At 41.7% G+C, this 13,340-nt stretch carries 14 protein-coding genes; 7 read left to right on the top strand and 7 right to left on the bottom strand.

Features of this window, described 5'->3' with window-relative positions; translation table 11 throughout:
- Nucleotides 1-410: 410 nt before the first annotated feature.
- Nucleotides 411-1,082, bottom strand: coding sequence for a YkyA family protein (locus V756_RS0119865; RefSeq protein WP_024716204.1), 672 nt, complete (start codon nucleotides 1,080-1,082; stop codon nucleotides 411-413).
- Nucleotides 1,083-1,296: 214 nt separating this feature from the next.
- On the opposite strand from V756_RS0119865, the gene V756_RS01000000122820 reads away from it, so the two are divergent.
- Together V756_RS01000000122820 and def are read left to right on the top strand one after the other, a co-directional pair.
- Nucleotides 1,297-1,455: a YjcZ family sporulation protein gene (locus V756_RS01000000122820; RefSeq protein WP_032682171.1), complete on the top strand. Its 159-nt coding sequence runs from the start codon at nucleotides 1,297-1,299 to the stop codon at nucleotides 1,453-1,455.
- Between the two features lie 109 nt (nucleotides 1,456-1,564).
- Nucleotides 1,565-2,119 carry a peptide deformylase gene (gene def / locus V756_RS0119875; RefSeq protein ID WP_024716205.1) on the top strand — a complete coding sequence of 185 codons (555 nt, stop codon included), beginning with the start codon at nucleotides 1,565-1,567 and terminating at the stop codon, nucleotides 2,117-2,119.
- 29 nt (nucleotides 2,120-2,148) lie between these two features.
- On the opposite strand, the gene V756_RS0119880 is transcribed toward def, so the two are convergent.
- Nucleotides 2,149-2,922, bottom strand: coding sequence for a Cof-type HAD-IIB family hydrolase (locus V756_RS0119880; RefSeq protein WP_024716206.1), 774 nt, complete (start codon nucleotides 2,920-2,922; stop codon nucleotides 2,149-2,151).
- 382 nt (nucleotides 2,923-3,304) lie between these two features.
- Between V756_RS0119880 and rnpZA the strand changes: the two genes are divergently transcribed.
- Together rnpZA and rnjA are read left to right on the top strand one after the other, a co-directional pair.
- Nucleotides 3,305-3,514 (top strand): RNA polymerase subunit omega 1, encoded by a 210-nt coding sequence (gene rnpZA / locus V756_RS0119885; RefSeq protein WP_024716207.1) that lies wholly within the window; start codon nucleotides 3,305-3,307, stop codon nucleotides 3,512-3,514.
- Between the two features lie 5 nt (nucleotides 3,515-3,519).
- The gene (gene rnjA, locus V756_RS0119890; protein WP_024716208.1) at nucleotides 3,520-5,187 is read left to right on the top strand and encodes a ribonuclease J1; all 1,668 of its coding nucleotides are present in this window, start codon (nucleotides 3,520-3,522) and stop codon (nucleotides 5,185-5,187) included.
- 34 nt (nucleotides 5,188-5,221) lie between these two features.
- Here rnjA and ade read toward each other — a convergent pair whose 3' ends face one another.
- From ade to abhA, 5 genes are all read right to left on the bottom strand, one after another.
- A complete protein-coding gene (gene ade / locus V756_RS0119895) occupies nucleotides 5,222-6,955 on the bottom strand; it encodes an adenine deaminase (RefSeq protein WP_024716209.1) in 1,734 nt (577 codons plus the stop codon).
- Between the two features lie 157 nt (nucleotides 6,956-7,112).
- Nucleotides 7,113-7,778 carry a Ktr system potassium transporter KtrC gene (gene ktrC / locus V756_RS0119900; RefSeq protein ID WP_003222311.1) on the bottom strand — a complete coding sequence of 222 codons (666 nt, stop codon included), beginning with the start codon at nucleotides 7,776-7,778 and terminating at the stop codon, nucleotides 7,113-7,115.
- A 71-nt stretch (nucleotides 7,779-7,849) separates the two neighbouring features.
- Nucleotides 7,850-8,677 (bottom strand): gamma-glutamylcyclotransferase family protein, encoded by an 828-nt coding sequence (locus V756_RS0119905; protein ID WP_024716210.1) that lies wholly within the window; start codon nucleotides 8,675-8,677, stop codon nucleotides 7,850-7,852.
- 1 nt (nucleotide 8,678) lies between these two features.
- The gene (gene kinC, locus V756_RS0119910) at nucleotides 8,679-9,977 is read right to left on the bottom strand and encodes a two-component sensor histidine kinase KinC (protein ID WP_024716211.1); all 1,299 of its coding nucleotides are present in this window, start codon (nucleotides 9,975-9,977) and stop codon (nucleotides 8,679-8,681) included.
- A 190-nt stretch (nucleotides 9,978-10,167) separates the two neighbouring features.
- On the bottom strand, nucleotides 10,168-10,446 hold the full coding sequence (gene abhA, locus V756_RS0119915) for a transcriptional regulator AbhA (RefSeq protein WP_024716212.1): 279 nt from the start codon (nucleotides 10,444-10,446) through the stop codon (nucleotides 10,168-10,170).
- 283 nt (nucleotides 10,447-10,729) lie between these two features.
- Between abhA and mreBH the strand changes: the two genes are divergently transcribed.
- The 3 genes from mreBH (at nucleotide 10,730) to V756_RS0119930 (ending at nucleotide 13,315) form a co-directional block, all read left to right on the top strand.
- Nucleotides 10,730-11,737 carry a cell shape-determining protein MreBH gene (gene mreBH / locus V756_RS0119920; protein ID WP_024716213.1) on the top strand — a complete coding sequence of 336 codons (1,008 nt, stop codon included), beginning with the start codon at nucleotides 10,730-10,732 and terminating at the stop codon, nucleotides 11,735-11,737.
- A gap of 100 nt (nucleotides 11,738-11,837) precedes the next feature.
- Nucleotides 11,838-11,972 carry a protein YkpC gene (locus V756_RS01000000122825; protein WP_032682172.1) on the top strand — a complete coding sequence of 45 codons (135 nt, stop codon included), beginning with the start codon at nucleotides 11,838-11,840 and terminating at the stop codon, nucleotides 11,970-11,972.
- Between the two features lie 110 nt (nucleotides 11,973-12,082).
- Nucleotides 12,083-13,315: an aminopeptidase gene (locus tag V756_RS0119930; protein ID WP_024716214.1), complete on the top strand. Its 1,233-nt coding sequence runs from the start codon at nucleotides 12,083-12,085 to the stop codon at nucleotides 13,313-13,315.
- Nucleotides 13,316-13,340 lie beyond the last annotated feature (25 nt).

Raw genomic sequence — 13,340 nt, forward strand, 5'->3', positions numbered from 1 at the left:
ACCTCTTCCTTTCTTTTAAACAGTCATTAGACGTGCATTCCTTTTATACATACAAACTTAGGGTACCCTAAAGTATCAGCAGTAAGTCGTATATATTTAGCCGATCCCCAGTTTGCCAAAACCTTTTATGTAGGATGGTTACACTCTGCTTTGAACTGTATTATTTCGAAGTTGTAAAAAACTAATACAACACCGCTTAACATGGATTAGTTTACACCAGATCAAGAAGAACCGTCAATCGTTTTCATCGTTGATTTTAAATAAATGTATTCGCTTTACATTTTTACAAAAAAAACAGATGCTGACGGCAGTCAAAACTGTACTAGTATACACCGATATACTGTACTACAATAGAATTCAAAATTTTGAACTAAATTGGCATCGTGTTTATTAAAAAAAGAGCTGATCAATCAGCTCTTTTTCACGTGGTAGCCGGCGGCATCATAAAGATCATTCCGGGCTTTATTATATTTTTCTGTTTGTTCATTAAATTCACCGCTGTATTTGAGGACCTTTTCATAAGAGGCGTTGACTTTATCGATCTGCCGCTCCAGGTCATCTCGTGTCAAGTCTTTGTCTTTCAGCTGATTATACAGCTTTTTATTAAACTGAAGCGCTTTTTTATATTCTTCATACATGGACCCATATGATGTATATCTTTTCTCCATATGGCTTGCTGCGGCATCAGCCTTTTCTTTTATGTTTTCATCCTTAATATGTTCAGCTGACGTTTTTGCTTCCTCAAATTCCGATTCTGATTTTTTCATGCTGTCATTTTCAATCTTTAGATGTTCTTCGCGCTTATTGACATTTTCAAGCGCCTCGTTAGATAAAGCAACGATATTCTTATAATCATCCATGTTGAGCTTCATGACATCACCATAAAGCTGATTTTCTTTCGCCTCTAAATCCTCGAGTGTTTTCTGTTCCTCTTGAAACGGCTTTTCCGATTCTGCGGCTTTTTCTAATGAATGATGAAGAGAATCAACCGGGTCCTGTCCCGTGCATCCTGTAATCATCAGTGTCATCGCACAAAAAGCTCCGATTTTCATTCCGAACCGCCGTTTTATTGCGTCTTTCACGTTAAATCCCCCAATCTTGACAATTTCTACTATAGAATCCAAAAGCACATTTGGCAATAGATGTACTTTATGAATGCAACGTTAAAATCAAATCAAAAATAGTGAAAAATCAGGGCAGATGACCATACAACTTTTTTGTTTTTACATAGGTTATAGTAGACGCTATGCCTACTTCTAAAGGCTCTGGCGTAATTAAAAGAGGAGGTAATGCAATATGTTTGGATATGGTTTCGGCGGAGGATGCTGCGGTTATGGTGGTTACGGATATGGCGGTTGCGGTTACGGACATGGCCGCACCTTTGCGTTAATCGTTGTTTTATTCATTCTGTTAATCATTGTCGGAGCTGCTTATTTAGGCGGAGGCTGTTGCTAACCACACAGCATGAAATTGACCAGCCATCTACGGCTGGTCATTCATTTCGTTGCACCACTGTGAACAAATCCGATATAATTTACATATTAAGCTTTAGGAGTGAATTTTCTTGATTACTATGGAAAACATCGTACGTGACGGCCATCCAGCCCTAAGAGAGACAGCCAAACCTGTTGAGCTGCCTGCAACCGATGCAGAAAAACAGCAGCTGGCCGACATGATCGAATTTGTGAAGAACAGCCAAAATCCTGAATTAGCCGAAAAACACAATTTACGCCCGGGCGTAGGGCTCGCTGCCCCTCAAATTAATATTAAAAAACGAATGATCGCCGTTCATGCTGAGGATGCTTCCGGTAAGTTATACAGCTATGCTCTGTTTAATCCGAAAATCGTCAGCCATTCTGTTGAAAAAAGCTACTTAACAAGCGGTGAAGGTTGCCTGTCTGTCGACGAAGCCATTCCCGGCTATGTTCCCCGCTATGCTCGAATCCGAGTAAAGGCAACAACGCTTGAAGGCGAAAGCATTGACATCCGTTTAAAAGGATTTCCGGCTATTGTGTTTCAGCACGAGATTGATCATTTGAACGGTGTTATGTTTTATGATCATATCGATAAGGAGAATCCTTTCAAAGAACCTGAGAATGCAATCGCGATTGATCGCTAAAAAAAACGGCTGGCACAGTGCCAGCCGTTTCATTTTAAAAGGCCCAGTTCTTTGACAGCGAACGCAATTCCATCCTCGTCTACCGGCTTTGTTACAAAGTCTGCGATTTCTTTCAATTCAGGAACAGCATTTCCCATAGCTACGCCTGTCCCGACATATTCAATCATTTGCAGATCGTTTAATCCGTCGCCAAAAGCATATGTCTCACTGATATCAAACGGGAGACGCTCGATGACTTTTTTAATCCCTTCCGCTTTCGAACCTCCGTGCGGCAGAACATCAGTCGAAAACTCGTGCCAGCGCACTAAATCAAATTCAGGAAAAGCGGCATAAGCTTTTTCTTCTTCATCCTGGCAAAATAAAAGGAGCTGGAAAATTTCTTTTCCTTCATAAAAAAGCTCGTCGGTTTCTGGATAATCAGTTTTAAGGCTGCCGATTCCCTCCAGAACATGAGGATGATCCGCCACAGTCGCTTTCATCGTATCCTCTGCCATAAACACAACAGGATGTTTGCCCTCTCCTGCCTGCTTTAGTAATCGTCTGATTGCCTCTTCAGGGAGTGGATTTTTATAAATCACTTGATTTTCAAAAACAACATACTGCCCATTATAGGAAATGAATGAGTGTATACCCAATTCTTCCAAAATCGGCTTAACCAAAAACGGAGACCGCCCGCTTGCGATAAACACATGATGACCTTGGCGCTGCAGCTCCGCCACCGCTTTTCTCGTACTTTCCGGTATATTCTTGTCATGATCATATATCGTACCGTCAATATCAAAAAAGATTAATTTAGAATCCATCGCAACTTCCCCTTTATCGTCTTGGTCTGCAATTCCCACCCCCATCATACAAAAAGATTGTCTTTCAGCAAACTCATTCATTCAAAAAATCATATTATATTCCATTAATAACCACGAAAAGTCTTCCTCAATCTCCGTATACTATGTGTATAAAAGAACTCTGGACAAATGTTTATTAAAGGAGGAAAGGCAAATGCTGCGCAAATTAAGAAAGAAACTCAGAAGACAATGGAACGGAATGCTCCGCAAGAAAGCGATTGCCTGACAAGGGATTCTTCACTTTTCGGTAGGCCCTTATTTTGCTCAAGGCTTTCCTTATATTCCGTTTTCGAATATAATAGAGGAAGCGAGTCTAACATACGGCATTTAAGGAGAGATTTGGATGATTTATAAGGTATTTTATCAAGAAAAGGCTGCTGAAGTACCTGTTCGGGAAAAGACAGATTCACTTTTTATTGAAGGCGTATCTGAACGTGACGTCAGAACAAAACTGAAAGAAAAGAAATTTAATATTGAGTTTATCACACCTGTTGATGGTGCATATTTAGAATATGAACAACAGAGCGAAAATTTTAAAGTATTGGAGTTATGAGCGGTATGAAATTTGTAAAAAATGATCAGACTGCTGTTTTCGCCCTCGGAGGTTTGGGCGAAATCGGTAAAAATACGTATGCAGTTCAATTTCAGGATGAAATTGTGCTGATTGATGCAGGGATCAAGTTCCCCGAGGACGAACTCCTCGGTATTGACTACGTTATCCCTGATTACACGTATTTAGTCAAAAATGAAGATAAAATTAAAGGGCTTTTTATCACCCACGGACACGAAGACCACATCGGTGGTATACCATACCTGCTCAGACAAGTGAATATTCCTGTTTACGGCGGTAAACTCGCGATCGGCTTACTTCGGAATAAACTTGAAGAGCATGGATTATTAAGACAGACGAAACTGAATATTATCGGTGAAGATGATATCGTAAAGTTCCGCAAAACGGCTGTGTCATTCTTCAGAACTACACATAGTATTCCTGATTCCTACGGTATTGTTGTAAAAACACCGCCAGGAAACATTGTACATACTGGAGATTTTAAATTCGACTTTACTCCAGTCGGCGAGCCGGCAAACTTGACGAAAATGGCCGAAATCGGAAAAGAAGGCGTTCTGTGCCTCCTTTCTGACAGCACAAATAGTGAAAACCCTGAGTTCACTATGTCTGAGCGCCGAGTTGGAGAAAGCATTCATGACATTTTCCGCAAGGTAGACGGCCGAGTTATCTTCGCTACATTTGCGTCGAATATCCACCGCTTGCAGCAAGTAATTGAGGCCGCTGTATTAAATGGAAGAAAAGTTGCCGTATTTGGACGCAGTATGGAATCGGCTATCGAAATCGGACAAACTCTCGGATATATTAACTGTCCTAAAAATACGTTTATTGAGCATAACGAAATCAATCGCATACCTGCCAATAAAGTAACGATCCTATGTACAGGAAGCCAAGGGGAACCGATGGCGGCGTTATCAAGAATTGCAAACGGCACACACCGTCAGATTTCAATCAATCCCGGGGATACAGTCGTATTTTCTTCATCTCCAATCCCAGGCAACACAATCAGCGTGAGCCGGACGATTAACCAGCTGTATCGCGCAGGGGCAGAGGTTATTCACGGACCTCTAAACGATATTCATACATCCGGTCACGGCGGACAGGAAGAACAGAAGCTGATGCTTCGTTTAATCAAGCCTAAATTCTTCATGCCGATTCACGGTGAGTACAGAATGCAAAAGATGCATGTTAAACTTGCAACAGATTGCGGCATCCCTGAAGAAAACTGCTTTATCATGGATAATGGTGAAGTATTGGCGCTTAAAGGCGATGAAGCTTCAGTCGCCGGCAAAATCCCGTCCGGTTCTGTCTACATTGACGGAAGCGGCATTGGTGATATTGGCAACATCGTACTTCGCGACCGCAGAATTCTTTCTGAAGAAGGACTTGTCATCGTGGTTGTAAGCATTGACATGGATGGCTTTAAGATTTCAGCTGGACCTGATTTGATTTCCAGAGGCTTTGTGTACATGAGAGAATCCGGCGACTTAATCAATGACGCTCAAGAGCTTATTTCAAACCACTTACAAAAAGTGATGGAACGAAAAACAACTCAATGGTCTGAAATCAAAAACGAGATTACAGATACGCTCGCGCCATTCTTATACGAAAAAACGAAACGCCGTCCGATGATCCTTCCGATCATTATGGAGGTTTAAAAAAAGATGCACTCACTTAGGAGTGCATCTTTTTTTATTGCAGGGATATATGCTGAAATGATTTTACATCAAATAGCCCTGTTGTCGTCATTTTGATGTCAGGAATAACAGGCAAAGCTAAAAACGACAGTGTCAAAAATGGATTAAATTCGCCTGTAAATCCGATTAACGACAATTTTTCATGCAGCGTCAGCAAGCTTTGATTCACCTGCTCTGCAGATTGGTCGGATAATAAGCCCGCAATCGGCAGCGGTACTGAATGGAGCTCTTCCCCATTTTTTATAATCGTTAGTCCTCCTCCAATTTCCTGCAGCTTATTTACTGCAGCTGCCATATCGGCGTCATTTGTTCCGACAGCTATCATATTATGGGAATCGTGCGAAATGGTTGTGGCAATCGCTCCGCTTTTGAATCCAAATCCCTTCACAACACCAAGTCCTGTTTCTTTTAATCCTTTATGCCGCTCAACAACTGCAATCTTTAACAAATCAAGGTCAGTGTCAGGCTCAAAAACGCGGACAGCTGGAGCCGGCTCATGTATCAATCGTGTTTCAAGCTGATTTGGAATGATTTGAATGACATTGATTTTCCGCTTTGGATCGATTGGCATATGAAAATTCTGTTTATTAAGAGGGGCAGCAAGCTTAACAGAATCAAGCAGTGCCGGGTCTGGTACAGCTGCTGCAGCGCTATCTTGATAGACAGCTTTACTGCCTTCAGCAACAGTCTGTCCTTTTACCATCGTCATTGTGACAGTGACGTTTTCCAGATCAGATACAAAGAGCAAATCAGCGTCAAAGCCAGGAGCAATCGCTCCCTTTGTATCTAGTCCGTAGCATTCGGCTGCATTGAGGCTTCCTAATTGATAGGCTAAAAAAGGGTCGAGCCCGGCTTGCATCGCCATTTTCACCTGATGATTTACACTTCCCTCTGACAATAAATCATCCACATGCTTATCATCCGTACAGAAAAAGAAACGGCGTGCGTTCTTTTCATTCACCGCCGGCAGCACTTTTAGAGTATTTTTGGCGACTGATCCTTCACGCATCATGACATACATTCCCCTTCTAATACGATCAAGAGCTTCTTCCTTCGTCGTTACTTCATGATCGTTTAAGACAAATGCAGTGCGATAAATGTTAATGAGATCTGTTGATAAACCAGCTAAATGACCGTCAATCCGCTTACCTGCAACACGGGCATCAAGCAGTTTTTGAACCATATCTCCTTCAGCCTGCTGAACCGACACATAATCCATAACTTCAGCCAGCCCCAATACTTCTTCCTCTTCGTAAAAAGGCTTTAAATCGGCAGCTTTGAGTACTGCGCCTGATCGCTCAAAGCTCGCCGCAGGCACACTGGAGGGGAGCATAAAATGGATATTCAGCGGTGTTTGCCGAGCCTGTTCAATCATAAATGCTATCCCTTTTTCTCCAGACACATTTGCGATCTCATGCGGATCGGTAACAACGGTCGTCACCCCATGCGGCAGCACCGCTTTAGCGAACTCAATCGGTGTAACCATTGATGACTCAATATGTACATGTCCATCAATAAAACCCGGAACAATCATTTGTCCCTCTGCATCAATGATGTTTTCGCCTTCATACTCGCCGAGGCCCACTATGACTCCATCTGTAATCGCAATATCTTCATAAATCCACTCTTGATTAAATACGTCCATGATTTTTCCGTTCTTGATGACGATATCAGCTTTTTGTCTTCGGGCTGAAGCATTCAGCCTATTGACAAGCGCTTCTTTATTCAAATAGGCCCCTCCTCTTTTTTATTATATGGTACAATATGCTATCGGAACGCCTATCCTTAGTCAATAAAATTTTAAGAAATTGCCGCTCATTTCATTAAAGTTGTTATATTCTGATAATAATAAAAAACCGCCCTTTGAGGACGGCTTGTTTTGCTTGCTATTTAGTATGAAGAACTCTTTTTTCAAAACGGGAAATGTCGGTAACTGATCCAATGACGATGAGAATATCTTCTTGATGTATGACTTCGGTCGCAAGCGGCGACACGATGACTTCCTTGCCTCTTTTTATGGCTACGATATTGATACCATATTTCGCACGGATATCTAAATCAAGAAGCGTATTTCCTGCCAGGCGGCTGTTGGCTACGATTTCGACGAGGCTATGCTCTTCAGACAGCTCCAAATAATCAAGTACGTTGTTGGAGACGATGTTATGGGCAATTCGCTTTGCCATATCGCGCTCCGGATGGACGATGTGATCCGCTCCGATTTTGGACAGCACTTTTTCATGATAATCGTTTTGCGCCTTAACTGTTATAGTATGAACGCCAAGTTCTTTCAGAATAAGAGTCGTTAAAATACTCGCTTGAATATTTTCTCCAATTGCTACAATCACGTGATCAAAATTCCGCAGACCTAAATTTTTCAGGACAGATTCGTCAGTTGAATCACCGATAACAGCGTGAGATGCGATCTTGGCATATTCGTTGACTTTATCTTCATCAATATCCATCGCCATAACTTCGACGCCTTCTTCGCTTAATGCTTTGCAAATACTGCCACCAAAACGGCCTAGTCCAATCACCGCAAATTCTTTTTTCATAGTGGTGCTCCTTTACCTAACATCATATCGATCAAATTTTATCATATTCTTTTGTAACAGTGTTAATGTCGTTACCCCTTTGGCAGGGAATTCATATGCCGCTTGAGCTTTTCAGCAAACCTCGGTGACAAATACATCTCCGCTCCGCGTTCAATTTCAATCTGATAGTGCTGAGGCGGGGCTATTTCCGCTTCTTTTTGGAGGACGAGAAAGGTTAAGCAGTCTGTGTAGCGCCTGCCGCCCGCTTCAACGTCTACAAATGCCGGCCGATACGTAAGCGATTCAACGCCCTCTCTTTTATATAGATAGGAAAGAGCAGAAAAAGGGATACGATATAAAACACCTTCTGTCGTTCCGCCGTCTTCCATCATATCCGCTCTTGAGCCGTCTTCCCTTTTTAGCGTAAAACGGGTTGTGTATCCTTTTAAAACAGCTCTTCCGACTGGATCTTGAAAAAATTGATCAACTCCCGCCTTTTGAAAGCGTGCATTGTCCATGCAAGACCCATAGGCAAAATAGTAAACAGGATGTTGCGATTTGCTGATCATCTGATGTTCTTTCCAGTCACCGCTGCTTATTTTTTGGAAGCCAGAACATTCGCTTTTGTTCCTAAAATAGATAAGCGCTGTTTTGATCCCGGCATCTGTTTCTACAAGCACCGTTTGTTTATGATAACCTTGAAAAAATTGATCGAGCTTATGTATACATAAGCTATCTGCTTCATATAGCTCACCGCATATATAGCTTTCATCTTCTAAAACTGCTGCGGGTCCCTCTTTTGCAGCAAACAGACATCCTCTTGTTCTGGCCTGCTCATTGATACGTGGCGACTGTGATAGCAAATGATGATTTTTTTCATGTTTTCTTAATGTCCCGTATACAAACAGAAGCGAGTTCATCCTATTTTCCCCTCTCAGCGTCTGATGTTAAAGGCAAAACAACTTGAAAGACGCTGCCTTTTCCAGCTTCACTTTCGATTTTCAATTCCCCGTCATGTTCCTTCAAAATTCTCAAACAAATCGCAAGTCCGAGTCCGGTGCCCTTTTCTTTTGTTGAATAAAAAGGTTTGCCGATCAGCTTAAGCTTTTCCTGCGGCATGCCGTTTCCTTCATCTTTAACGCTTATCACTGCGTAAGAGGCTGTTTTTGCAGTGGAAATCGTTACGACACCGCCTTTTGGCATTGCCTCAATCCCATTTTTGATGATATTGATAAAGACTTGCTTCAGCTGATTTTCATCCCCGTTAATGATACAGCCGTCTGTCTCTTTGAAGTTTTTTTCTATGACGATATTGGACAGAATTGCATTGGTATCTAGTAATGTCGTGACTTGTTTTAAGATCTCATTAAGCTGATGCATTTTAAATGTAATCGTCTGCGGTTTTGCAAGCAGCAGCAGCTCGCTGAGCACCAAATCGATTCTTTTAATCTCTGAAAAAATGATGTCAAAATAGCCTTTTCTGTCCGGATATTGTGTTTTCATAATTTGAAGGAAACCGCTGACAGATGTTAAAGGATTCCTGACCTCGTGTGCAATACCTGCGGCGAGTTCACTTGTGATTGACAGTTTCTGTGATTCTCTCGCCAGCCGTTCATTTATCTCAATGAGCTCATCTTCAGCCTCTTTCCGTTCAGTGATATCTGACATTGTACCCAGGCTGCCCGTAAATTGGTCATCACGGTCGTAGTAAAGTTTATAATGAACTTCTCCCCAAAAAATCGTGCCGTTCTTTGTGATGTATTTTGCAGTAAACATACCGGAAGACGCTTTGTTTTGAATTTGGGTGTTAATGTGGTCGGCTACGTGCTTTTCTTTTATGAAGTAATCATTATACATCGTTCCCATACATTCATTGATTGAAAAACCGGTTATTGATGCCCACGCTTGATTTAAATATGTAATTTCGCCTTTTGCATTCGTTTGAAATACGATTTCCTGCAAATTATCCATAATACGGTTTTTTTCTTCAGAAAGCTGTTTATACTTCCATTCGTTATCCTTCATTTTCTTAACCAGCTGCTGTTTCTCATCAATATAATAAGCCAGCATCCAGACACTTACCAGCGTGACTGCCGTATACACAATATCAACAGGCCAATTAATCGGATTTTTGCCTATAAAATAAAATAAATAATCCCAAAACATGATAAAAATCATTGCCAAAACGATGGAAATGATACGAGCTTGATATTTTCTCATATGACCACCTGCCGATTGTGTTTCTCTCTCTATTGTACCATTCTTCGACAAATAATTGAGTAAAATATGTAAAGTATCCCAAATCATTCATTACCTGATGTTCATGAATGCCGTATATAAGGCGGCGGTAATCAGAAATTGGCACGCAAAAAAGGCGGAGATTGTACTGTTCCGCCTTTTTTACATGATATTATTCTTTTAAAGCGGCTTGAATTTCTTCGAGAAGCAGCTGTGCACCTTCAGGACTCAGCGTAATTTTACCATTTCCGTAATCTTTATTTTCTGGAGTAATTTCTCCAGTCATTAAACAAACGCCATGAGGTTTGTACTTTTTCAAGATAATTTTATCTCCGTCAACAAAAAACTCAATACTGTCTTTTATGGCAATATCCAGCGCCCGTCTTAACTCTATCGGCATGACAATACGGCCTAATTCATCAACTTTTCTCACAACACCTATTGATTTCATAAAAACCCTTCTTCCTTTAAATGTTTCTTTTCTCATGTAATGTTTAAGGATGTACCTCAATATATCGTAGACGTACGAAACTTAGAAAAAGTTTCCCGTTTCCGATGAGAATCAAAAGATATTTTTTCCATAAAACCGAAAAATGTATTACTTCTGTTACACGGTTCCGCGTTTTTTTACAAAAACATTTCTTTCTCGACGCACACCCCCAAAAATCGCTTCATTTCTTAGAAACTTTAAATGTAGAATCATATAAAAATCAGGATAGAGATTGGGTGAAGACATGTTTCAATCAACTGAAATTGGGATTGACTTAGGAACAGCTAATATACTTGTTTACAGCAAAAATAAAGGGATTATTTTAAATGAGCCATCTGTTGTCGCAGTGGATACAACGACAAAGGCAGTCCTTGCAATCGGAGCGGACGCAAAAAACATGATCGGTAAAACACCGGGGAAAATTGTGGCTGTGAGACCGATGAAAGATGGCGTTATCGCAGACTATGATATGACAACTGATCTGCTGAAGCACATCATGAAAAAAGCCGCGAAAAGCATCGGCATGACGTTCAGAAAACCGAACGTAGTCGTTTGCACACCGTCAGGCTCAACAGCAGTAGAACGCCGCGCCATCAGTGATGCTGTGAAAAATTGCGGCGCGAAAAACGTTCACTTAATTGAAGAACCGGTAGCAGCCGCTATCGGAGCGGATTTACCGGTTGATGAGCCGGTTGCCAATGTCGTAGTAGATATCGGCGGAGGGACGACAGAGGTTGCCATCATTTCCTTCGGCGGCGTTGTTTCCTGCCACTCAATCAGAATAGGCGGGGATCAGCTTGATGAGGATATCGTTTCTTTCGTCCGGAAAAAATACAATTTGCTGATTGGCGAACGCACAGCTGAGCAGATAAAAATGGAAATTGGCCATGCACTGATTGAGCATGTTCCAGACGCAATGGAAATTCGAGGACGTGATCTCGTAACAGGCCTTCCAAAAACCATAATGCTTCAATCTAACGAAATTCAAGATGCGATGCGCGAATCCCTCCTGCACATTCTTGAAGCCATCAGAGCTACACTTGAGGACTGCCCGCCTGAATTGAGCGGAGATATCGTTGACCGCGGCGTTATTTTAACAGGAGGCGGCGCGCTCCTTAACGGCATTAAAGAATGGCTCACAGAAGAGATTGTCGTGCCTGTACACGTGGCGCAAAACCCGCTTGAATCTGTAGCAATCGGCACAGGCCGTTCTTTAGAAGTGATTGATAAGCTTCAAAAAGCGATTAAATAGTCTTTTCCTGCAAAAATCTCATATTCAGCAAAATTCTTGCTTCTTTTTTCCTCATTCCCTTCATATTGTGGGAAATGGAGAAACGTTAAGGAGGAAACAAATGCTAAGAGATTTAGGAAGAAGAGTAGCAATCGCAGCCATTTTAAGCGGAATCATTCTTGGCGGCATGAGCATTTCTTTGGCAAATATGCCCCATTCGCCTGCAGGCAGCACTGTAAAACTGAATCATCCATAATCCGAAAAACCCAAAACATGTTGTTTTGGGTTTTTCACATTGCCCTCCTTTCTTTCCTTTATAGGATTATATTTGATATGATGAGAAAAAAGCTTGAGGAGGAATGAATCATGGGTTCATTTTCACAGAAATTAAATACATATGCAAAGCTGGCGGTAGAGGTCGGCGTAAACGTCCAAAAAGGCCAGTATGTAGTCATAAATGCTTCAACCGATGTACGGGATTTTGTCCGCTTAATTGTGAAGCATGCATATGAAAAAGGCGCAAAAAATGTCACAGTGAATTGGCAGGATGACGAAGTCGCCAAATTAAAATATGAATTCGCGCCTTTTGAAGCATTTGAAGAATATCCTGAATGGGAAGCAAAAGGGAAAGAAGAGCTTGCTAAAAAAGGAGCCGCTTTCATCTCAGTTGTGTCGTCAAACCCAGACTTGCTAAAAGGTGTAGATTCCAAGCGGATTGCTGCCTTCCAAAAAGCGGCAGGCAAAGCATTACATACATACAGACAATATATTCAATCGGACAAAGTCAGCTGGACTGTCGTTGGGGCGGCATCAGCAGGCTGGGCTCAAAAAGTGTTTCCTGGCAGATCAGAGGAGGAAGCGATGCAGCTTCTATGGGAAGAAATTTTTAAAGCAACGCGCGTAAACGAAGACAATCCGGTTCAAGCTTGGATCAAGCATGATCAAAATCTTCATGAAAAAGTTGACCATTTGAATGAGAGGCATTTCGCTGCTTTACATTATCAAGCAGAAGGAACTGATTTAACCATTAAACTGCCGAAAAAGCATGTTTGGGCAGGAGCGGGAAGCGTAAATGAAAACGGCCATGAGTTTATGGCCAATATGCCGACAGAAGAGGTATTCACCCTGCCGCAAAAAGACGGGGTTGACGGAGTCGTCTCAAGCACAAAACCGTTAAGCTACGGCGGAAATATTATTGAAAACTTCACCCTCACGTTTGAAAATGGCCGTATAGTCGACATTAAAGCCGAAAAAGGCGAGGACATTTTAAAAGAGCTCGTGGATACAGATGAGGGTTCTCACTATTTAGGTGAGGTGGCGCTTGTTCCTTACGATTCGCCTATATCGCAATCCAATATTCTTTTCTATAACACATTGTTCGATGAAAACGCGTCAAATCATTTGGCGATCGGGAGTGCGTATGCCTTTAACATTGAAGGCGGAAAGCAAATGTCTCGTGAGGAGCTTGTCAAAGAAGGATTAAATGAAAGCATTACACACGTGGACTTTATGATTGGCTCTAAGGATATGAATATCGACGGAATTACGGCGGACGGAAAAAGAGAGCCTATCTTCAGGAACGGAAATTGGGCTTTTTAATAAACAAAGGAGGCTTTTCGCCTCC

The sequence above is a fragment of the Bacillus tequilensis KCTC 13622 genome, from assembly GCF_000507145.1.
Taxonomy (GTDB): Bacteria; Bacillota; Bacilli; order Bacillales; family Bacillaceae; genus Bacillus; species Bacillus tequilensis.